General features: G+C 35.5%; 24 protein-coding genes and 1 riboswitch. Of the genes, 8 read left to right on the top strand and 16 right to left on the bottom strand.

Features of this window, described 5'->3' with window-relative positions:
• Positions 1-289 precede the first annotated feature (289 nt).
• The 4 genes from OEV98_RS08110 to OEV98_RS08125 are packed head-to-tail and all read left to right on the top strand — an operon-like array spanning position 290 to position 4,495.
• Positions 290-1,633 carry a spore germination protein gene (locus OEV98_RS08110; RefSeq protein WP_263072760.1) on the top strand — a complete coding sequence of 448 codons (1,344 nt, stop codon included), beginning with the start codon at positions 290-292 and terminating at the stop codon, positions 1,631-1,633.
• Between the two features lie 31 nt (positions 1,634-1,664).
• Positions 1,665-2,753, top strand: coding sequence for a spore germination protein (locus OEV98_RS08115; RefSeq protein ID WP_263072761.1), 1,089 nt, complete (start codon positions 1,665-1,667; stop codon positions 2,751-2,753).
• Entirely contained in the window at positions 2,750-3,856 is a 1,107-nt protein-coding gene (locus OEV98_RS08120) for a Ger(x)C family spore germination protein (RefSeq protein WP_263072762.1), read from the top strand. Before OEV98_RS08115 ends, OEV98_RS08120 begins: the two co-directional genes overlap by 4 nt.
• Positions 3,857-3,901: 45 nt before the next feature.
• Positions 3,902-4,495 carry a hypothetical protein gene (locus tag OEV98_RS08125; RefSeq protein WP_263072763.1) on the top strand — a complete coding sequence of 198 codons (594 nt, stop codon included), beginning with the start codon at positions 3,902-3,904 and terminating at the stop codon, positions 4,493-4,495.
• 171 nt (positions 4,496-4,666) lie between these two features.
• Here the strand turns inward: OEV98_RS08125 and OEV98_RS08130 are convergent, their stop codons facing one another.
• The 10 genes from OEV98_RS08130 to OEV98_RS08175 all read right to left on the bottom strand — a co-directional run bounded on the left by OEV98_RS08130 (position 4,667) and on the right by OEV98_RS08175 (position 12,703).
• Entirely contained in the window at positions 4,667-5,503 is an 837-nt protein-coding gene (locus tag OEV98_RS08130) for an SDR family oxidoreductase (protein ID WP_263072764.1), read from the bottom strand.
• Positions 5,504-5,572: 69 nt separating this feature from the next.
• On the bottom strand, positions 5,573-6,505 hold the full coding sequence (locus OEV98_RS08135; RefSeq protein WP_263072765.1) for a type II secretion system F family protein: 933 nt from the start codon (positions 6,503-6,505) through the stop codon (positions 5,573-5,575).
• A 3-nt stretch (positions 6,506-6,508) separates the two neighbouring features.
• Positions 6,509-7,474: a type II secretion system F family protein gene (locus tag OEV98_RS08140; protein WP_263072766.1), complete on the bottom strand. Its 966-nt coding sequence runs from the start codon at positions 7,472-7,474 to the stop codon at positions 6,509-6,511.
• 6 nt (positions 7,475-7,480) lie between these two features.
• Positions 7,481-8,830 (bottom strand): CpaF family protein, encoded by a 1,350-nt coding sequence (locus tag OEV98_RS08145; protein WP_263072767.1) that lies wholly within the window; start codon positions 8,828-8,830, stop codon positions 7,481-7,483.
• A gap of 11 nt (positions 8,831-8,841) precedes the next feature.
• Entirely contained in the window at positions 8,842-10,026 is a 1,185-nt protein-coding gene (locus tag OEV98_RS08150) for an AAA family ATPase (RefSeq protein WP_263072768.1), read from the bottom strand.
• Positions 10,027-10,076: 50 nt separating this feature from the next.
• On the bottom strand, positions 10,077-10,574 hold the full coding sequence (cpaB, locus tag OEV98_RS08155; RefSeq protein WP_263072769.1) for a Flp pilus assembly protein CpaB: 498 nt from the start codon (positions 10,572-10,574) through the stop codon (positions 10,077-10,079).
• 14 nt (positions 10,575-10,588) lie between these two features.
• Positions 10,589-11,494, bottom strand: a complete 906-nt coding sequence (locus OEV98_RS08160) for a TadE/TadG family type IV pilus assembly protein (RefSeq protein ID WP_263072770.1) — start codon at positions 11,492-11,494, stop codon at positions 10,589-10,591.
• 2 nt (positions 11,495-11,496) lie between these two features.
• Complete coding sequence (locus OEV98_RS08165) at positions 11,497-11,880, bottom strand: TadE family protein (protein WP_263072771.1); 384 nt, start codon at positions 11,878-11,880, stop codon at positions 11,497-11,499.
• Complete coding sequence (locus tag OEV98_RS08170; RefSeq protein ID WP_263072772.1) at positions 11,874-12,368, bottom strand: A24 family peptidase; 495 nt, start codon at positions 12,366-12,368, stop codon at positions 11,874-11,876. The genes OEV98_RS08165 and OEV98_RS08170 overlap by 7 nt, the downstream gene beginning before the upstream one ends.
• 146 nt (positions 12,369-12,514) lie before the next feature.
• On the bottom strand, positions 12,515-12,703 hold the full coding sequence (locus OEV98_RS08175) for a Flp family type IVb pilin (RefSeq protein ID WP_263072773.1): 189 nt from the start codon (positions 12,701-12,703) through the stop codon (positions 12,515-12,517).
• A gap of 85 nt (positions 12,704-12,788) precedes the next feature.
• Positions 12,789-12,874: riboswitch (cyclic di-GMP riboswitch) on the bottom strand.
• 138 nt (positions 12,875-13,012) lie between these two features.
• Between OEV98_RS08175 and OEV98_RS08180 the strand changes: the two genes are divergently transcribed.
• Both OEV98_RS08180 and OEV98_RS08185 read left to right on the top strand, forming a co-directional pair.
• Positions 13,013-13,351 carry a DUF192 domain-containing protein gene (locus OEV98_RS08180; RefSeq protein ID WP_263072774.1) on the top strand — a complete coding sequence of 113 codons (339 nt, stop codon included), beginning with the start codon at positions 13,013-13,015 and terminating at the stop codon, positions 13,349-13,351.
• Positions 13,352-13,456: 105 nt separating this feature from the next.
• Positions 13,457-13,645 carry a DUF6440 family protein gene (locus OEV98_RS08185; RefSeq protein ID WP_263072775.1) on the top strand — a complete coding sequence of 63 codons (189 nt, stop codon included), beginning with the start codon at positions 13,457-13,459 and terminating at the stop codon, positions 13,643-13,645.
• 124 nt (positions 13,646-13,769) lie between these two features.
• On the opposite strand, the gene OEV98_RS08190 is transcribed toward OEV98_RS08185, so the two are convergent.
• From OEV98_RS08190 to OEV98_RS08205, 4 genes are all read right to left on the bottom strand, one after another.
• Positions 13,770-14,186: a GNAT family N-acetyltransferase gene (locus OEV98_RS08190; protein ID WP_407676499.1), complete on the bottom strand. Its 417-nt coding sequence runs from the start codon at positions 14,184-14,186 to the stop codon at positions 13,770-13,772.
• 224 nt (positions 14,187-14,410) lie between these two features.
• On the bottom strand, positions 14,411-15,271 hold the full coding sequence (locus OEV98_RS08195) for a gamma-glutamylcyclotransferase (RefSeq protein ID WP_263072777.1): 861 nt from the start codon (positions 15,269-15,271) through the stop codon (positions 14,411-14,413).
• 21 nt (positions 15,272-15,292) lie between these two features.
• Positions 15,293-15,637: a DUF6176 family protein gene (locus OEV98_RS08200; RefSeq protein ID WP_263072778.1), complete on the bottom strand. Its 345-nt coding sequence runs from the start codon at positions 15,635-15,637 to the stop codon at positions 15,293-15,295.
• 17 nt (positions 15,638-15,654) lie between these two features.
• The gene (locus tag OEV98_RS08205) at positions 15,655-16,422 is read right to left on the bottom strand and encodes a DUF2087 domain-containing protein (protein WP_263072779.1); all 768 of its coding nucleotides are present in this window, start codon (positions 16,420-16,422) and stop codon (positions 15,655-15,657) included.
• Positions 16,423-16,606: 184 nt separating this feature from the next.
• Here OEV98_RS08205 and OEV98_RS08210 point away from each other — a divergent pair, with 184 nt between their 5' ends.
• Both OEV98_RS08210 and OEV98_RS08215 read left to right on the top strand, forming a co-directional pair.
• A complete protein-coding gene (locus OEV98_RS08210) occupies positions 16,607-17,194 on the top strand; it encodes a sigma-70 family RNA polymerase sigma factor (protein ID WP_263072780.1) in 588 nt (195 codons plus the stop codon).
• Positions 17,184-18,314 carry a hypothetical protein gene (locus tag OEV98_RS08215; RefSeq protein WP_263072781.1) on the top strand — a complete coding sequence of 377 codons (1,131 nt, stop codon included), beginning with the start codon at positions 17,184-17,186 and terminating at the stop codon, positions 18,312-18,314. The genes OEV98_RS08210 and OEV98_RS08215 overlap by 11 nt, the downstream gene beginning before the upstream one ends.
• 51 nt (positions 18,315-18,365) lie before the next feature.
• Here the strand turns inward: OEV98_RS08215 and OEV98_RS08220 are convergent, their stop codons facing one another.
• Complete coding sequence (locus tag OEV98_RS08220) at positions 18,366-19,532, bottom strand: TraB/GumN family protein (protein WP_263072782.1); 1,167 nt, start codon at positions 19,530-19,532, stop codon at positions 18,366-18,368.
• A 355-nt stretch (positions 19,533-19,887) separates the two neighbouring features.
• Positions 19,888-20,742 (bottom strand): STAS domain-containing protein, encoded by an 855-nt coding sequence (locus OEV98_RS08225; RefSeq protein WP_263072783.1) that lies wholly within the window; start codon positions 20,740-20,742, stop codon positions 19,888-19,890.
• Positions 20,743-20,872 lie beyond the last annotated feature (130 nt).

The raw sequence follows: 20,872 nt of genomic DNA on the forward strand, positions 1-20,872 counted from the left end.
TATTGGAGAATGGCCGTTTTCTAAACGAATGTAACAACTTCAGAAAAAAATATTGTATGAATTGCTGAGCACTCTGAATACACGTAGGTTCCCTACCCGTCCGAATGGATGCGTGGAGTAGATTCAGTTTGAGAGCTACTTTATAAAAAGCAACAAACGATACGAAAACAGCCTTGAAAAATGGCCACTGACAGAATCCAATGGACTTCTAATCTCCTTTTCCAACAATCACTAGATACAAACGTAAATTTTAAATGGGGATATCTTCCTAAGATTGGAGCAAACAATAATGAAGCAGCAATTTGAAAAATCTTTGGAATCGATAAAGCTACTGTTAAAAACTAAGTTAAAATCCGATGATTTAATTAATCAACAATTGCATCGAGACAATCAATGCGTAGAGATCATTTATATAAAAAGTATATGTGACAGTCAAACCATTGATCTTAAAATCATGAAACCGTTCTTTGAAATCAATTCCATTGAAGCTTACGAAATGTACATACGTTCTTTACCTGAAAATAAATCCTATCAATCTGAGCAGGTAGCTATAAATAATCTGTTAAGAGGACATGTAGCAATATTTACTCCGACAAAGTGTATTTTTATTGATGTAAAAAAAATTGTTAACAACAATATTTTTGAAACAACGGTTGAGTCTACACTACAAGGACCAAAAAACGCATTAAGCGAAGATCTTGCTACTAATCTAAATTTGATCAGACACAGGTATCATTTACAATCCCTTACTGTTGAGCTAAAAGCGGTATCACAAACTAATCTTCAACTGGCCTTACTTTTCGATAAATCAAAGGTTGATTCCGAACTATTAGCTAAAGTACAAAAAAAATTAGCATCCATTGACAAACAAAAAATCGAATCGTCCGCACAGCTACAGCGGTATTTAAACAATCAAAAGAGAAGGTTATTTCCTACGATCATGATTACCGAAAGACCGGATCGAATTAGCTTTAACTTATTAAAGGGGAAAATAGCTGTTCTTATTGAAGGAAGTCAATTTGCATTAATCATTCCATCCGTATTTTTTGACTTTATGAGTTCGATGGATGATAAGTACCAGTCGTATTGGGTAACGAAATCTTTGGTCATTCTACGCTATACCGGACTTTTTATAAGTACCTTTCTTCCCGGACTCTATGTTGCATTTTCTGCCTTTAATCCAGAAGTTCTCCGTGTTCAGCTCACGCTATCGATTTCTGGTAGTAGAATGTCTGTGCCGTTTCCTGCATATCTCGAAGTTTTATTTATGCTGTTAATGATGGAAATGCTAGTGGAAGCATCGATTCGCTTACCAAAATCCATTGGCTCAACAGCAACAACAGTTGGCGGGTTAATTTTAGGACAGGCAGCTACCCAGGCAGGATTGGTTTCCAATATTATGATTATTATTGTTGCTGCAGTTGCCATTTCTAATTTTGTTGTACCAATCAATGAAATGGGCTTTTCCTTTCGAGTCGTCAAATATGTTTTACTCCTAATATCTACTTTATTTGGTTTAATTGGCATTATTTTCGGATTCGTCGCATTGCTAATTTATTTAGTTCATTTAGAAAGCTTTGGCCAGCCATATTTAAAATTGTTCATTCAAGATACAACGGATAAAAATTTATAGAGAGATTTTTCCAAGGGAAGGAGGCTCTATGATGAAGAGATACTTTTATTATTTGGTTTTTGTCCATATGCTTGTAAACGGTATTGGGCATACCCCGCGCCAATTAATTGAAAATCGGTTTCACGGGTCGGTTCTAGCTATTTTCATTGCACCCTTTATCGGCTTATTCTTTATGTACATATTTAGTAAAGCTTTATCAAAATTTCCAAAAGCAGGTCTTCCCGAAATTTTACATCAATCATTACCAAGGTGGCTAGCCTCTATCCTGCTTATCCATTTTTCCATTGCCTGGTTATTTGCTGCTCTGGATAGGCTAGTCTCCTTTTCCTTTATTATTAAGCGGTTTGTTAACCCCGATATGCCAATTATCGTCATCCAAATTGGAATTATTTTCGTTGTCGGTATGGGGGCTTTGCTTAAAACAGAAAAAATTTTATATTTACTAGAAATGCTACTCGTCATTAATGTTTTATTCATTATTTTTATATTTTTTAAAGCTTACACCAATCCTTTATTAAGCTGGAAGGACATAATGGCTGCAGGGACTTTTATTAAAGAGCCGCCAAATTTAATTTCTCTTTCGGCAGCCACCTATATCTTTTCCGGCTATATCAACATGGTGGTATTTAATCGAGTGTGTCACAATGTTCTAACATGGAAAAAAAACCTCTTTTTAGGAATATTAGGGTTTGTAAATCTATGTACGATTCTTTTTATCCCGATAGGATATCATGGAATAGATGTAGTGGATGATTTTACCTATCCTTGGGTATCTACAGCAGATGCTTTGCGGATGGAATTTGGCTTTATTGAAAGAGCTGTATTTCTCTATATCTTTATATATATTAGTATCTCGATTGGAAGTGTAATTGTCCTTTGGCATACCATTTCAGAGCTATTAAAGGGTCTATTTAAAATATCTAAGAAAAAGCCAAATATCCAAAAAAAATTATCCGTAGTCTTCATTTGCCTATTCGGAATATTAACTATTGTAAGCGGACAAATGGTGGATGAAATATTTCTTTATAAAACTAGTACATATTGGTACAACATAAGGATGATAAGTGAGTACTTGCTAGTTTTTCTCGTGTATATCCTCGCAAGGAGGAAAAAAGCATGAAAATCCAAGCGAAAAGAAGTATATTACTTGCTCTTAGTCTACTTTTACTTTTAGGGGGATGCGGATATAAGGATCTCGATAAACGTTTTTTCGTTGTAGGTATTGGTGTAGATAAAGTAGAAAATAAGGAGAACGTGTATAAAATTACATTAAAACTCGCCGTACCAAGTGCAGATATTATAAAGGGTTCCAGTGAATTTGAAATCATTACTGAGGAAGCAGAGACGATTGCAGAAGCAGTACGAATTCTAAAATCTAAAGTTGATAAAGAGCTTGATTTTGGTCATGCGAAAATCATAATTTTAGGAGAATCCGTAACAGATGAAGATATTACAAGCTTACTGTATTGGTTCGTAAGAAGAAGAGATATTCAAAAAATCGCATGGATGGCAGTTGGAGATCCGTCAGCAGAAGAGGTTTTAAAAGGAAAGACAAAATCCGAACGTATTCCCTCTAACTCCTTATTTCTTTCCTTTGGTAGAAGCGGAACAGAGTCGGCATATATTATTTCTAAATACCTTTTTCAATTTCGAAGAGAATTATTTAATACAGGTAGAAATGCAGTATTACCCGTTATCCAAGCACCGAAGGACGACTTATTCGAAATCAATCAAGCAATTGTTTTTAATGATGACCGGAAGCAGGAAATGAAACTGAATAGTGCTGAAACAAGATTATTAAATGTATTAAATAATACAATTGATAAAATAGATGTAAAAGTAAATAAGGAAGATCAATACTTTATCATTGCAACCGAAAGTATATCCGTTCATTACAAGATTGTGGAAGGACACGAGAAATCACCTGAACTACGAGTAGATTTAAAATTAACCGGTATTCTTGAGGAAGCGAAACAGCGTCTGTTCGAAAATAAAATGGAATATTACGGAAAGATTGCATCAATCGATATCAAAAATGAAATCGAGAAATTACTTGTGAAATTCCAAGAAGCAAATGTAGACCCACTAGGTTTTGGCTTACTATACCAAGCAACACATTTCCAAAACGATACAGAAATGAAGGAGTGGCAAGAATTATACCCATCACTAAAAATCGATGTACATGTAGATACTGAATTAGAAGGAGTGGGGTTAGTTAAATAACTTCCCCCTTCCATGATTCACGAAAGCATAGATGCGGAGGATTAAATGAATAAACTTTTTCTATTTCTATACCTATTATCGAATCGACATGGCGATTTTGACCAAAATCCAGAATCAAATCTGCCACAATATCATGAGAAACGCTCATCATTTTCCCGTGAAAAGAAAGGGATGAATGGTAAGCTACTTTTCTTCTCCCTCCTGCTTCTTCTTACCCATCCGATTCATTCGTTTGCTATTGCAAGCGAGCTCGAGGAAAATTATCGCTATTTTGGCGTAAACGCAATCGTTCATCAGGCTGGAGAAAGTGATTATTATGAAGTGCAAACAAATGGAGATAGCGAAAAGGAAGGGTTTGTATTTACCATCAATCATCCTGGAACAGGGGATAATTTCCAACTCACATTACAATTAAAAGGAGACAGCAGTGTTATTTTATTGATAGAAGAAACTAATAGGAAAGGAAAATACTTAAAAGAATTCCAATCCCCTTCTATTCAGCTTACGGATGATTGGAAGCAATATACGCAAGAATTGGCATTGGATGAAAATACGAAGCAAATGGATGTTATGGTATTGACAAGTCAAAAGCAAAAAAGTAATTTTTCCTTTCGAAATATTTCCGTAACAATCGATTAAAGGCAATAGTGTCTGCTACTATCTTTTTGATTCTTGTAAAAAACCGCAGAGTGACTTGGGGAAATGGCGCAATCAGTCACTCTGCAGATACATTTGTTCGAAAAGAGTGTCATTCAAATATTTTATTGTTCTTCAGTATGTAATCTGCATTGCCTTCATCAGTGCCAATTTCTAGTTTCCTTTTACAGATAATTTTTTCTTCACAATTCCTTCAATCCAGCTCCAAGGAAATATCCGTTTAAAAACCGACAAGGACCGTGCACCTTTTCCGACTGGATAGCGAAATTTTGGTTTTTCCATTCCACATATTTTTACAATTAGTTGTGCCACTTCCTGTGGGTTTGCTCCCCCATTTTTTGATTTCATTGCTTCATTCAATATATTGTTCTGATAATCTGGTCGGTCTGCTTCAATGTTTATATTTTCCAGCCCTTTTTCCCAAATCTTCGTTTGATAGGATGCTGGCTCTACTAAGGAGACCCAAATATTTGCAGGCCGTAATTCTAAGCGAAGGCTTTCACTTAATCCTTCTAACGCAAATTTTGAAGAAGTATACGGAGATAACCCAGGAAATCCAAAAAACCCACTAATACTACTCATCATAATAAGTTTTCCTCCGCCACCCTTTTGTAAAAGCGGTAAAAAGTTTTTGGTTACTTGAATTGGTCCAAATACATTAGTAGCAAATTGATTATGCCAATCAGTTGCCTCTAGTTCTTCAAAAAAGCCAGCATGACAATAGCCCGCGTTATTGATGAGAATATCCAGCTTTCCAAACCTCTCCTCAATTTCACGGGGAACTGTCGCAATATGTTGCTGATTGGTTACATCAAGTTTTACAAAATGTATGAGGGAATCGACTCGCTCTCGTTTTGCAATAGACTGTAAGTCATACCGTTTATCTAAATCTCTCATCGTGGCAATTACCTGATACCCTGCTTTCGCTAGCGCAAGTGTTGTTAGCATTCCAAATCCACTACTCGTTCCTGTAATTAGCACTGTTTTCACGAATTTCCCTTCCTTCATTCCCCGGCAATTGGCCGGGAAAACACTTGTTTAAAATGATCCGAATACAAATTATAAAAACTGTGTTACTAAGTTAATAACAATTGGTCCTAGAAGGACAATGAACAATGTCGGAAAGATAAATAGTACCATCGGAATCAGCATTTTCACTGGTGCTTTCATCGCTTTTTCTTTTGCTGTAAATCGTTGTTTTTCGCGGATTCGCTCTGTTTGAGTGCGTAACACCTTTGTCATCCCAATCCCCATTTGGTCTGCTTGAATAAGCGAATTCATTACACTTTTAAAAAATTCGGAATGGACACGATCACGCAAGTCTGTAAATGCTTGTTTTCTTGACTTCCCTAGTTTCATATCATCTAAAGCAGAAAGAAATTCTGTCGATAAAGGTGAATCCATTTGCAAGGAAACTTTTCGCAACGCCCCATCTAAACCCATTCCAGCTTCAAGTGAGACATTTAACATATCAAAAAAATCTGGCATTGACTTATCTATTAACTTCGTCCGCTGATTGCTTTTTGCAGTTAAATAATAGTTCATATAAAAATATACGAATACTGCAATGAAAAACGAATAAAGTATAATTTGACCAATTTTATTCCCTGATGGTATAAATAATACCGTAAATAAGAGGAATAAGCCAAGCGGCAACAATATTTGTAATAACAGAAAATCCCCTGCCGATAAACCAAATGGATGTCCTGCAGCTTGCAGTTTTTTTTCTAATTGCTCTAGCTTATTTTTCGGCATTTTTCCAATCGTAAATAAGCGTAATTTTTCCACTAACGGTAATAGGAAACGTGCATAAAAGGAGCGATTGGTTTCCTCTTCTTCTCCTTCTACAAACTGCTTATCTGTTGCACTCGTATAAAATGGCGCAAGTCTTCTATTCATCTCCATTTTATTTTTCCATAGCCGATTCATTAATAAGAAGGAGAGGAAAGTAAAAAATAGGAAGGATGTGACCCATAAAATTAAGAATAGCATTATCTACACCTCAATTGTCACGATTTTCTTAATAAATAACCAGCCTAACAATCCAGAAGTAACTCCGATCCCAAGTAAAACATATCCTAACGGGTGGGAAAATAACGGCTGAAAGTATTCTGGATTCATGAGATTTAATGCAAGCCCGATAAATACCGGAAGTAATGTGATAACAAGTGCTGACATTCTTCCTTGAGAGGTCAATGCCTTTAGTTCATCCTTTAGCCGAATTCGTTCGGATATCGTGTCTTGGATGGTATCTAATATTTGTGCAAGGTTTCCTCCTGTAGTCCGTTGTACTAATACTGCAGTTACCATAATCTCTAAATCTTTATTTGGTAAACGGTTCAACATATTTTCAAATGCATCTTCCATCGTAATTCCAAGATTTATTTCTTTTATCGTTAATTGAAATTCCTTACCAAGTGGATCGGATATTTCTTTAGAAACAGTGTTCATTGCTTGCATAAAGCTAAATCCTGATTTTAACGCATTTGTCATCGTCTCTAAAACTTGTGGCAGTTGTTTCGCACTTGCTTCTAATCGTTTTTTCCTTTTCTGATTCACATATAGTGTTGGAATTTGCCAGCCAATGAATGCAACTACTAATGCAAAAATAAACGATAAACCAATAAACATCGTAATGATAAAGCTGCTACCCATTACGACAATTTTAATAGTAATAAATTCTTCTACAGATAAAGGAATATTTGCTGTTTGTAGCTTTTCTTCCAGTTTTCGATGTTTAGACTCTGATGCTTTAAAATTTTTTGCAATCCTCTCGATCAAGCTCTTCCATGTTAATGGCTTCTTTTTCTCATTGCCGAGATTGTCTACTGAACTTACATTCCGGTTATCTTTCGAAATAAATTTCTCTACTCGTTTCTTTACCTTTGCATTTTTTCTAGTAAAATAGGAAGCTATGATTACAAAACATATCGTCGATACAAAAAATACTAAAATAGCCATGCTTTATCACTCTCCCATAAACAAGCTGCCAGGAAGCTCAAATCCATATTGCTCTAATTTTTCTGAGCAGTATGGTCTAATTCCGGTAGCGGCATGCTTGCCGACGACTTTCCCTTCACTTGTTGTTCCCGTTTGGTTAAAAGTAAATAAATCTTGCAAAACAATCGTGTCGCCTTCCATCCCAATCACTTCGGTAATATTTACAATCTTTCTACTACCATCCTTTAATCTCGATTGTTGAATAATAATATCAACAGCACCTGCAATCTGTTCACGAATCGCTCGAATAGGCAAGTCCATTCCAGCCATTAATACCATTGTTTCCAGTCTTGAAAGCATTTCACGTGGCGAATTGGAGTGACCGGTTGCAAGGGAGCCATCATGGCCGGTATTCATAGCCTGGAGCATATCTAGTGCTTCACCACCACGAACCTCCCCAATAATAATTCGATCCGGACGCATCCGCAACGAGTTTTTCACTAAATCACGAATCGTAATTGCGCCTTTCCCTTCAATATTTGGTGGTCTTGTTTCCAATGAGACGATATGATCCTGTAATAGCTGGAGCTCTGCAGCATCTTCAATCGTTACGATTCGCTCATCATGTGGAATAAACGAGGATAAAACATTTAATAAACTCGTTTTCCCACTACCTGTACCACCACTAATAAAGATGTTTAGCCGTGCCTTAACACACGCATCTAAAAAGCTCGCCATATCTTCCGTTAATGAATGAAAATTAATCAAATCATTCATTTGTAATCGATTTTGTGGGAATTTCCGAATCGTTATCGACGGACCTACTAGTGATAACGGTGGAATAATCGCATTCACCCTTGACCCATCTGGTAGTCTTGCATCTACCATCGGACTGCTTTCATCAATTCTTCTACCTAAAGGCGAAACAATTTTTTGGATAATTTGGATGACATGGTCATCATCACGGAAAAAGTAATCCGTCAAGACGAGCTTCCCTTTTTTCTCTACATAAATTTGGTAAGGACCGTTCACCATTATTTCTGATACGTCGGGATCATTTAACAATGTCGTAATCGGACCATACCCAATCAACTCATTTGCAACCATATTAATTAGTTCTTTTTTTCCTTCAAATGTTAAACGATCGCTTTTATCATTTAAAAATTTCATCGCTTCCGTTTCAATTAATATCATTTGCTCTTCATCTGAAAGTTCTGGAAGCTTTTTTAATTCATTTATTAAATGGTTTTGCAGGGCAATTTTTAATTCTGATTCTTGTGGTTTTCTTCCGTTCTTATTAGATCCTGCACTTGTTTGCATAGTACCTGGCGGTGCAGCCGATGTATTGATTTCATGAATCCGACTAAGTAATGACATGTTTTCCCTCCTTACTCCTTATTCTTTTTTAATGAAAACAAGCGATGTTTCTTTTTTACTTCTGATTTTTTTGGAATACCATTTATTAATTGATCAGTTATTGCCAAAACGGCTTTAGCTACAGCTGTTCTTGGCATCAGCGTAACAAAGGGCTCTCCTTTATTAATCGAGGAAATGACCGTTCGATAATCACTAGGAATACTTCCTGTCACCTTCATCCCTAATACATCCTCGACCATTTCTTTACTAATACCTTCGACTTCTGAATCCCGATTAATAATGACATGAATCTGCTCCTTTAATCCTAGTAAGCTTAATGTGTCAACTGCAAGCTTACCATTTTTTAATGCGGGCAAATCTAGTGACGCAATAAGTAATATCCAGTCCGAATTTTCCAATGCAACAAGACTCGTTTCAACAAAAGCTGGCGGAGTATCCACAATAATGACGTCATATTCCTGTTTCAATCGTTCACAAAGATAAGAAATATGCTCCCCATTAATCAGCTCTGCAAATTCAGGTAATGCTGGCGCTGCTAAAATATCAATCCCTGATTTATGCTTGGAAAGGAATCTTTCGGTTGACCTATCCCCATTTTCAAATGATTGTTTCACCCAGTCATAAATTGATTGACTAGGTTGAATATCAAATAGTAAGGCGACATCTCCGAATTGTAAGTCTAAATCAACGACAGCAACCTTCAAATTTTGCTTGTTAAAGGCGGTAGCCAAATTAACACTAATCGTTGTTTTTCCTACGCCACCTTTCGTACTACAAACCGTGATGATCTTTCCTTTTTGGGCATCATCCTTCAAACCAGTATTATCCATCTTTAATCGTACTACCGCTTCGGCTTTTTCCACTGATTCAATAATATCGGCTTCATCGCATTCTATATCAAGCACATCTATTGCACCAGAAAACATTGCCTTTTTATAATCGATAGCTTCTTTCTTTAATAGGAGTAACACGGCAGTTGCTGGATAATGATGTGAAATCTCTTGACATATTTGGTACGGATCCTGACCGATCATTGGCCCGATAATAACTACTGTCCCTTTCGAATCTACAAGATTCGTTTTTAAATCATAGACCGTTTCAAAAAGTTTATTATTTCGTTTTATTTCATCTAACAAAGACTTAATAGCTGTTGCATACATTTGCTTTTCTGTAATAACATAATAATTCATTCTCATTTAACATCTTTCCTTTTATAGAATCGTTAAGGAAAAAAGCGCGGACTTTGTTATTGCTCATTACTTCCTTCCAGCATAAGAGTTAATACACCCATTTCCTTTGCAAAAGAAATGCGGGCTCCGTCCTCTGGTAATACCTCAATCGTCACCATTTGATAGGCTTCTTCTGTTTCTTCTGAATTCGGTTGCAAATCCTTTCCAGTTGCTAGTACCTTTACGTGTGATAATAATATTTTCGAAACCTTTTCACCTGTAGTTGCATCAGGTAGTACCGCAACAATATCAACAAATGAACCTGGCTCTACAAATCCAGATACACTTTGTACTTGGTCGACTGGAATAGACATCGCACGTTTTCCTGCTTCAATAGAAAGCTCATTTTCATTAGTCTCTCCATTTTTATCTGTTTCATCACTTACGTTTTCATTCATCGCTACTACTGGTTCCTTTTGGGCAGGATGATTATTCGATGTAGTAGCAAAATAAAATATCACTGACATAATGAGTCCAGATATAATAGCGTACATCCAAATCTTTTTATTATTCATTTGCATGCCCTTCCTTATTTCGTTAGTTTAATCGAATAGGTACCATAATTCGTTTGTTCAGATGATGATTCCCCTACCATTGCAACACTTATAAATCGTCCCGATACTTCCGCACCAGAACTAGTGGATGATGCGTTTTCTAAAAAGAAAGAGGCAAATCCAACAACCTTCACTTGCTTAATTTGGTTTTGATTAATAGATACCGGTTCAAATATTGGTACAAGTACAACTCTTGAACAATTTGTCGGATAGTCCAAATAGGTAGCATTCGGACATTTCGCAATCCTTGCATTAACAGCGCGCTCTGTCGGTCCTGCCATTTTCCCTGTTTCTGTATTTAATATCGTTCCGACCGATAAATCAAATTGATAGCCATTCGTTAAATCTGTTTCATAATTTTTTGCACCAGGACCTGTTAATGCAATGGCTCCAAAGTTCCCACTGGCAGAATCACTAACTTTAATCTTCATAAACGTGCCAAACGTGAAGTCCATGTTTGGCTGAATCCCTAAAGGAATTGCACCTTTTCCAGTAGTTAATGGTAGTAATTCTGCTCTAGCCATCGCTTGAATCGTTGGTTCTGAAATACCTAATGCTTTTGCAAAAAATAATGTACCTATTTTTGAACCTGCAACATCAATTCTTGTAAAATTATCATTGGTAGAAATCGTATACTCGTCTGGATTTCCACCATTTGCTTGAATCGTTTTCTTAATCTCCGTTTTTGCTTGTTCATAATCATTCGGCATTTCTTGTATACCTGCCAATGTTGCAGCATCTGCTATGTTTTGCATTTTCGATTTTTCTAAGTAAAGAGAGCCTATATCAATAACAAGTGCCATTAAAGCTAGCATTACAACCATGGCAAACACGGTTAATAATGTAATGGCACCATCTTCTCTTTGTAAAATGGATTTCATCCCTATTCCACCCTCATAACTGTCTTTGCTTTTATATCAATGGTTTCTGGTAAAATTTTATTAAAGATAGGAACGGAAAACGAAAATGGATAAGTCAATTCGACTGTTGCATAGGTTCCTCTCGTTCTGCTCGCTTTTGATGGTGATATAGACACGTTAATCTTTGTTGAATCCAATGTTGTCGACGTTTTATTGACTACTTGAATGATATCTATATCTGCTTGTCCGACGACGGCTGCTCTTGCCGCTTCCCTACTCGCATTATCTAATGTTAAGTAGACATGAAACATTCGACCGAAATCAATGATGGCAAATAAGATGAACATAAGTAATGTTAAAGATATTGCAAGTTCAACTGTCGCTTGCCCCTTTTGCGATTTCACCATATCGGTCCAACTCCATAAAAGCTAATTGTCCCTAATACGATTGCCACACCATATGGGAATGCATGATGTAGCTCATGTGTGCTTAATCCACTTAATGTGCGAATTTTTGCTGAGAATATCATTCGTTTGAGCGTGGCGAGTAAATCTTTTTTCACCATGAGAATAATAAGTGCAATGATTCCACCAATAATCGCAATATACAAAAACGATCCGATTACAAATGCTGAACCTTTTAATGCACCAATTGCCATTAATAATTTCACATCACCTGCAGCCATACCTTTTAATGCGTACGGGATAACTAGCAATGCAAAACCTGTTAAAATCCCATAGAAGCTAAACAAAAAGCCTTCCAAGCCTGCAGTAAACGTATGTGCAGCTAAACCTAATAGCATTGCTGGTAATGTTACGATATTTAATATTTTTCGGTTTTTAATGTCAGTACATAAGGAAATCGACAAGGCAATTAGTAATATAATCGTCGTCATTTTCTTCACCTCGTAAAAAAATCCTACTTCCAAATAGTCATTTGAATGAAAGTAGGATTTTTGTATCTGTTGTAACGTTTATTTGTTTAAATTGTTTTTACGACACTCTTCTAGAAACAGCATTAATATATAGTAGAAATCAATTATTAAGGAGTTGTTGTATCTGTACCTGTTTTGAATACAGAGTCTTTTACTTCGTTAACTTTTGCAATTAAAGAATCTCCGAATGCAGTGAATGCTACGATAGCACCGATTGCAATTACTCCTAAAATAAGACCGTATTCAGTCATTCCTTGTCCTTCTTCTTCTTTAAAAAATCTTTTTACTTGGTTCATTATATGTGACCACCTTTTTTTGTTTTTTGTTTTAGTGCATAAAAAAATACTATTTCCCGAAGAATAGTATGTAGTGATCACTATTTTCGGCAACTGGCTGGCATATCTAATTTAGATGAAGCCCCTATAGTTTTGCGTCCCAAAATTTCTTTTGGTTTGCCCTTAACATATCGTTGTAATCAACGGCAGTATTTCTTTTTTATGTTGTCGTTGCTTTACAAATTGATATTATCATGGACATTATCTATTCGACAATCGCAAATTATTTCATGTTTTTCCAAACAATGGAAACAAGTAGGTGATAGTCATTTGAGAGTTTTCAAAGATGCATACATAGAGCAAATTCCAATCAAAATCCATATGTATCATACCTTTTCCAAAAGGCTGAGAGGATTAATGTTTCGCAAAAAACCATTGAATGCAGAAGGAATTCTGTTAACACCTTGCAATTCCATTCATATGTTTTTTATGTATATAGCCATTGATGCGGTCTTTTTAGATAATAATGATCAGATTGTCTATCAAAAGGAAAATGTGAAGCCATGGACTGTAATTCTCCCGAAAAAAAATGCGGTTTCCGTTTTGGAATTACCAGTTGGAACGATTTCTACCTATTCCTTGCGTATTGGAAACAAGCTAGAGTATTAACATTGTCTTCATTCAATGGTAATTTTCCCTTAAAGTTGATCATACGGGTTTAACGAATGAAATAGCACCTAACGATAATTGGTTATATTAATGGAGGAAGCATGAATGTTTAAAGGAGATTCGACGAATAGGTTTGAGGTTATTCATAAAGAAGGAACTTTATCAGGCTGTAAAATATATAGAGATAAAGTAACTGGGGTTCATTATTTGTTTAGTTGGGATGGATATGCTGGTGGGTTAACCCCATTGTTAGATTCAAATGGAAATCCTGTTGTTAAAGCAAATTCAAAATGATACATACGAAAGCTTCCTTGTGGACAAATAAGAAACACTAGATTGAACTGGTGAATAAAACCTAGTGTTTTCGTTCATTTTAGTTGCCCTTCTTTAGTTTCTTGTAAAATAACAATCTATTATATTATCTTTTCCTTCCGATTGCATAGCTATTATTCAATTTTTCAAAGCCGATATGTGGATAGTAATCCATTGCAACTGCTGATGCTAATAGAATTAATGATACTTCTTCTCCAATTTGTTGCTGTAATTGTTGGATTAAATTTTTCCCAATTCCTTGCTGTTGAAAATCAGGATCTACCGCTAAATCTGACAAATAACAACAATAACTATAATCGGTAATTGCACGTGCAACGCCAACTAATTGATCACCACTCCAAGCAGTAATCACGATATCTGCATGATCGAGCATCCGGCCAATTCTGTCTAAATCATCGACCGGACGTCGAAGACCCGCTTTTTTGTAAACTGTAGCAACCGCTTCGGCAGTAACCTTTTCATTAACGGAATACGTAATATCGCTATTTTGCACAAAAATCATCCTAACTATTTTTTATTTTTCTAATATCGATTGTTTGCATTGTATTATTCTATAAATCTATTACAGTGAATATAGCAAATATTCATGTTTCTTTTAATCCAAATACTTGTTTACAGACTATTGAATACGATGGAAACAACAGACAAGGATATCATGGAACTATAATAAATATAAACAATCGCAGATTGCATAATCTACCTAAGATTTACTACCTATTAAATTTGTTAAAATCTTGCCTTTTCCTGCAACTTTTGAATGTTATGTTCTAATTGCCGATAATATTGTTCGGATAAATGTCGTTTTCCGCCGCGTAGAATTTCCGTCGCATAAACTTCTGACGGCGCAGATTCTGCCTCTTTTTCGACAACGAGAAATGTTAGTACTGTCTGAATGCTTTTATCCTTTTGCTCCACTTCGATAACCGCTGGACGATACATCCCGGAATTAACCCCTTCTCGTTTGTAGAGGTATGTGATTGCTTCTTTCGAAACCTCGTATATTACACCTTCTGCATAACCTTCTCCATCCTCTACCAAATCAGCTTTTCCTCCATCATCGGTCGGTCTGGAAAATCGCAAGCTGTATCCAGAAAGTACACCTGTTCCAATTATCTTTTTAAAATAATGAGCAACACCTGCAAGCTGGAATCGATTATCGTCCATACAAGAACCATAGGCAAAATACGCAAGATTTTCTGTTGTCTGTAAATATCGATAAACCCGCCAATCATTGATTTCTATTATATTGTTTATTGTTTGTAGTTGGTCACCGACAATATAAACAAAAGCCTCATATGTACCTATGTCAGTATATATTGTTCGGAGCTCTCGAACAAATAAATTCGTTTCTCGATTTTTAACATAGTCCTCTAATTCATCTAATTGCACCAGCTTTTCCTTTGTTACTTCATACAGCTCACCATATGTTTTTCTTTTTAAACTATCCTTCATCACTGGATACCCATTACCGGTATCATGCAATTCCCCATATGTCCAGCATTGTGCTGCTAACAAATTTGAACCTTCCATGAAACTGGAATTCGCTTCATTTATTCGTAATGTCCCATAAACAAATACCTTTTCCAAAAAAATCCTCTCCCGTCCTACTCATTTCATCTGTTGACGAAATGTCTCCTGTATCATGACAACCTCCGTTTGTAAATCTACTGGTACATAATCGGTATCAATACATTCCTGCCAATATTCTAGATGCTTTTGATCCACCCAATGCTTCGATTCTTCCACTGCCTGACCGTTCGCACCTTGTACCGAATACCAATACAAATATTGATGCTTACCAAGCTGCTCGCGAAAAATCGTCTCTACATACATTTTTTCATCTGCTAATGTTAGTAAAACCTCTGCCATATTTTCGTTTAAAAAATGAAGCCACTCATCAACCTTTTTTTCTTTTCCAGATTTTATCCGGAATCTCGTTAATTCTACTTCCATATGAAGACTCCCTTCCCTTACCCCTTTAACCAATAACCGGATCCATCATTGCTTCGTTCCATAAATCCGTACTCAATTAATGCACGGCGAATCGTAACAAAATCTTGATAAAATTTCTTTAAAATTTCATTCACTTCCCGTTCGGTATAGATTCGATTTGGTTCAAATGATTGTAAAATATGCTGAAGGATAATGATTTTCCGTTTTTCTTTACTTGGGAATGTATGAAGCCCCCCATCCAAACCATTTTTAAAATATGTTGCTAATACTTTTTCCTTTTCTTCTTTCGTAATTGCATAACGATCATCCACCATTTTAGCCCCCTTATGAATTTGGATAAATTCATTCATTCCTATTTCTTTTTCATCCTTTAATAATGACATTAACGCAAGAAAAACTTTTGCCTGCTTTTCTTTTTCCTTTAGCTTAAATCGATGGTTTCTTATCGTCGATGTACTACCGCCATCCATCTTAGAAACAATATCTTTATCTGAAAGTCCTTCTCTAAAGCTAATGACTAACTCCTTCTGAAGGTCCGATAAGCCCGTATATTTTTTGTCTAAGTTTACTAGATAATCAAACATCGAATGATGTACGAGTTCTATATGTGCTTCTATTGCACGCTTTGCTTCTAATAATAAATGCTGAAAAGGATAAATCACACCAGTCAAAAAGCTTTCCTGGCACATTAAACAAACAAATCGCGATTTTTCTTCCTCATAAATATATCCTTTGGCTAATTCCTCTACCGACGCATTCCAAAATTGCTCATCCTTATCCATCAATAAACATTTCTCCCTTTTGTTTTATTATATATAAACATTTTATACTATCGTTTATAATTAATCAAACTGTTTTTAAATAATTTAAAACATTTTAATGATATAATAAAATTTTGAGTAGTATTGAAACAATTTTCTCCATCACAGCGTCTTACCTATGATTTTTCCGAGAAAGGAGGAAAATGGAGTGGGCCACTCAATACAGAACAATACAAATTCATGGAATGAAGCGAAAATCCTGCAGATGGATCCAAATGAAGCAATTGAAGTCATTATGGACCGCTTTGGAGATGAAATAAAAAGATTAGTATACACCTATGTGCAAAATACCGCAGATACAGATGATATTACGCAAGAAATTTTTGTAACAGTGTATCGGAAATTATCGACCTTTAAAGGAAAATCTGCATTACGAAGCTGGATTTATTCGATTGCTATTAATAAATGCAAAGATTACTTGCGAAGCTGGCAATTCCGTAATAAAAGGCTAAAAGAAAAAATTAGTCTATCTCTCAATTCTGATAAACGCATAGAAAACACATTGGAATTGGAATGGATGAAGAAACAGGATGCAAACGAATTATTACACTGCTTGATGGATTTACCGGTAAAATATCGCGAAGTAGTTATTCTTTACTATTTCAAAGAAATGACTACAAAAGAAATAAGTATCATCTTAATGGTTAAAGAAGGAACTGTTCGTACTCGTTTAGACCGTGGTCGTGATAAATTAAAACAAATCTTACGTGAGAGAGGGGATAGCAGTGAAGGATGAATTTAAGCAGCTCAATAGCCAAATAGAACAAATGATTCCAACTTCGTTCACGGAGAAGGATAGGCAAGCGGTTCGAAGAAAAATACGTACCCTACCCTATAAAAGGAAAAAACAATATCTCATTCCAAAAACATTATCTATCCTAGTTTTTTCCTGCCTAATCATCATTGGCATACTATATATGAAGGAGCAATTATTTCCAGTTGAATGGAATAAGCAATCAGCCGGACCAAGTAACGATTCAGATAGAACAGAGCAAATCAATCCATATACAAAATTGATGAAGGAAGATAACATATTTCTAACGTTTGATGAGAAATCAATTACAATTGGCGATACGATCGGTGCTTTTCAAGTAGTTGATATTACACATCAAGAGAAGGAAACTATTATTTCCTTTGAAGGACAAAGTATGATTACAGGAGATATTTTTACGACACAAAACAATTGTTGGTTCACGCCAAATCCAAAATCACTTGCAGACTTTCCGTTAGAGGAAGCTGATTTTGATAAAAATCTCTTGTTTACATTCGATGATATGAAAGCATTGCAATTAACATATAATCTTCCCCTTGAATTTACGGAAGCCGTCCAATCAATCCAAGATATTTCCGTAGATATTGCAGCCATTACGTATATCATTACCGCTGATCAAACAACTATAGAGTTGGGGATTACATCAAGGAATCAAAGAACATATGAAACGACAATTGAGCTTTCCGAAAAATTGCTGACAATATATGATCAGTATGCATCTTCTTATAATGATTCACTACTCAAAGGGCTATTACCTTTCGAAGTATTCCAGATTTATGCACACGCGCTATCATTAGAAGATGAAAAAGTAAAATATAGCTTGTTAATTAAAGGAGATGCTTACGGTACACCAGACGAAGAAACCTATTTTCATGATCCGTTCTGGGCACCTACTCCGGAAATGAAAGAAAACGAGCAAAATTTTTATAAGCAATTAACAACACTAGATTCCTTTCGTGAAATTTACTTATCAAATACAGAAGTATTGATTTCCTTTCCTAGTTTTGGAAATTTGGCACAGTTTCGATTAATCAAAGATACAGCACAAGATGTTTGGAAAATACCTTTAAATGCCATGCAATAAGGAAGAAAGCCCGTAATCCATATGAACAAGGATTCGGGCTTTTCATTTAAACTATAAATTTTTAAAGAACACGCGAACGACGTCCGCTCCACCAATAAATGTCCCAATCGAACTACCAAGATTTGATAAAATCACGATTAAAAGGATTCTAGTCACTTTGTTATTCCAAAAGCCTTTCACACTCGTAACATCCTCGGAAAGTCTTTCAAAATCACGTACACTTGGCTTTCGAATCCATGCTTGGACAATTCCAGCAAACCAGCCCGATGCCAGCACCGGATTCACAGAGGTGATTGGTGCTGCGATAAATGCTGTTAGTATGGTTAAAGGATGTCCCATTGCAAGGGCTGCACCTATCGCAGAAAGGGAGCCGTGCCAAAGTATCCAGCTTAATGTTTGATGCAATCCTGCACTAGGATTTGCCAAAAACGTATATAAAATTATCGCAAAAATAATGACTGGAATCGACCAACCTATTATTTTTGGCGCTTTTGATTTCGGCGGTATTTCCGTTAGCTTTTTCAAATCATGATTAACTTCAATTTGCTTCGTTATTCCTGGAACATGGGCTGCACCTAATACAGCTACAATTTTTTTACCAGGTGCAGTTTTAATTTTTTGCGCTAAATATTGATCCCGTTCATCAATTAAAGGTTTTTTCAAATCAGGAAAATAATCGGTGAATTCCTGAAGCATCGCATTTATTGTATCTTTCGATTTCATTTTTTCGAGCTCTTCTTCAGTAATTTCCTCTTTACTAAAAATACTAGCAACAATTTGTGTAAGCAATGTTGATTTACCTTTAAAGCCTAAGTTTCCCCAAACACGTGCAAAAGTAGTTTGGATATTTCGATCTGCAAGGACAAGCTTTGCTCCTGCCTCTTTTGCAGATTCAATTCCTTGGATCATTTCCTGTCCTGGATTAATATCAAATTGATTTGCCATCCGTTTTTGGAAGGAAGATAATGCTAGATTAATGAGAAGAAGTGTTGCTCGCTTTTCTTTAATTATTTTAAAAATGTCGGTATCCTTCCATTTATTTCCTTCTGTAATGGATTGATAGCGTTGTTGATCCAATTCAATACAAACAGCATCCGGCTGCTCCCGCTCTATTACTTCTTTTACGAGCTCCGCACTATTTTTGGAAACATGGGCAGTACCGATTAATATGTATTCTTTATCATTCAAATGAATTCTCGTAATATTTTCTTCAGACATAAACTACCTTCCTTTTCCATGCTATCATGAGTTAACTTGTATTTATTCGTTGTTGATAAATAAAAAAACTGCTACGCAGACTGACGTAGAATTCCACAAGAAAGCGGAATGTATTCAGTATGCGGACTAATTACAAAAAGCAACAATATATACAAATACAGCCTATATTTTCCATTTGATTTCGATTTATAAATATTTATATAATTCCATAATAAACTACATAATTGTAAAATAGAATTATTTTTTCATTTTTCTTCCCTCTTTGTCCTGTTAAACAACAAAAAAGAAAAAGAAAAACCCGATTCCGTAGAGGAATCGAGCCCATAAATGTGGTACATATTTTATTCAGTGCTCTCTATTTACTAGATAAGGAAGAATAAGCAAATCCTGGTAATAAATACGTATGTAACGCTTGCTGTAATGTCCCTAATGTATGTGTCTGCGGGCTAAATTTAATGCCTAATTTCGTAATATTCTTTACTAAGTCCTTTCGGAATCCAGTAATCACTACCTTACAGCCCATTAACGAAATACTATCAATAATCTTCATTAATCCAAAGATTACATCCTCCTCCATGTCGGCAATTCCAGAAAGATCCATAATCAACGTATCAATTCGAAGCTTCCCTATTTCAGATAATACCTTTTCTTCGATTATTTCCACTCGAAAGGAATCCATGGATCCAATTAACGGTAAAATACAAATCGAAGGGTTGATTGGAATGATTGGTACAGAGAGATTTTCCACCAATTCCTTTTGTTTCGTAATCAATGTGTCCTTATATGTAGAATAATTAATAAAAAATGCATTTAAAAATACATCTACTCTCGTGTTTATTTGTTTTTCTAAACGAAAAAATTCTTCTTTTATATTTTTTTCGGTAAGTTCATCAAAATTTTTAATTAAATCCCATAAAGTTCTCCGGATTGCGTGTATCCATTCTAGCTTGAAGGACAACGGGATTGAATGGGTTGCCCAAGCAATACCTTCTTGTTTTGCAAATGCTAGTAATTCTTGGTCAAGACCTTCAATAATATATCCAATTAATTTATGTGCATTATTTACTAAGTCGATATTTCCAATTCTTAATATTTCATCAATTTTGTCTCGAACATTGATTGCTTCGGATAATAATGTTTCTTCGAATTTCTCACTATTAATTTGGAAATATTTCTTTAATTTATCAGTCGAATTAGTATTAACTTCCACTTTATATTTCCTCCCCCTTTAACAAACTCCTATAATTCCATTTTATACCCATTATTCGTTTATCGTAAACTAAAATAAAGCGTTGAATCAACAACGCTTTAAATAAAAATTTCCTACCTACATGTAAATC

It is taken from the genome of Perspicuibacillus lycopersici (assembly GCF_025660475.1).
GTDB lineage: Bacteria > Bacillota > Bacilli > Bacillales > Caldibacillaceae > Perspicuibacillus > Perspicuibacillus lycopersici.

Bases quoted from the DNA above. Each gene is read 5' to 3' on its own strand.
- OEV98_RS08110 (WP_263072760.1), top strand. From the start codon at position 290: ATGAAGCAGCAATTTGAAAAATCTTTGGAATCGATAAAGCTACTGTTA.
- OEV98_RS08115 (WP_263072761.1), top strand. From the start codon at position 1,665: ATGAAGAGATACTTTTATTATTTGGTTTTTGTCCATATGCTTGTAAAC.
- OEV98_RS08120 (WP_263072762.1), top strand. From the start codon at position 2,750: ATGAAAATCCAAGCGAAAAGAAGTATATTACTTGCTCTTAGTCTACTT.
- OEV98_RS08125 (WP_263072763.1), top strand. From the start codon at position 3,902: ATGAATAAACTTTTTCTATTTCTATACCTATTATCGAATCGACATGGC.
- OEV98_RS08135 (WP_263072765.1), bottom strand. From the start codon at position 6,505: ATGCTATTCTTAATTTTATGGGTCACATCCTTCCTATTTTTTACTTTC.
- OEV98_RS08140 (WP_263072766.1), bottom strand. From the start codon at position 7,474: ATGGCTATTTTAGTATTTTTTGTATCGACGATATGTTTTGTAATCATA.
- OEV98_RS08145 (WP_263072767.1), bottom strand. From the start codon at position 8,830: ATGTCATTACTTAGTCGGATTCATGAAATCAATACATCGGCTGCACCG.
- OEV98_RS08150 (WP_263072768.1), bottom strand. From the start codon at position 10,026: ATGAGAATGAATTATTATGTTATTACAGAAAAGCAAATGTATGCAACA.
- cpaB (WP_263072769.1), bottom strand. From the start codon at position 10,574: ATGAATAATAAAAAGATTTGGATGTACGCTATTATATCTGGACTCATT.
- OEV98_RS08160 (WP_263072770.1), bottom strand. From the start codon at position 11,494: ATGAAATCCATTTTACAAAGAGAAGATGGTGCCATTACATTATTAACC.
- OEV98_RS08165 (WP_263072771.1), bottom strand. From the start codon at position 11,880: ATGGTGAAATCGCAAAAGGGGCAAGCGACAGTTGAACTTGCAATATCT.
- OEV98_RS08170 (WP_263072772.1), bottom strand. From the start codon at position 12,368: ATGACGACGATTATATTACTAATTGCCTTGTCGATTTCCTTATGTACT.
- OEV98_RS08175 (WP_263072773.1), bottom strand. From the start codon at position 12,703: ATGAACCAAGTAAAAAGATTTTTTAAAGAAGAAGAAGGACAAGGAATG.
- OEV98_RS08185 (WP_263072775.1), top strand. From the start codon at position 13,457: ATGTTTAAAGGAGATTCGACGAATAGGTTTGAGGTTATTCATAAAGAA.
- OEV98_RS08190 (WP_407676499.1), bottom strand. From the start codon at position 14,186: ATGATTTTTGTGCAAAATAGCGATATTACGTATTCCGTTAATGAAAAG.
- OEV98_RS08200 (WP_263072778.1), bottom strand. From the start codon at position 15,637: ATGGAAGTAGAATTAACGAGATTCCGGATAAAATCTGGAAAAGAAAAA.
- OEV98_RS08220 (WP_263072782.1), bottom strand. From the start codon at position 19,532: ATGTCTGAAGAAAATATTACGAGAATTCATTTGAATGATAAAGAATAC.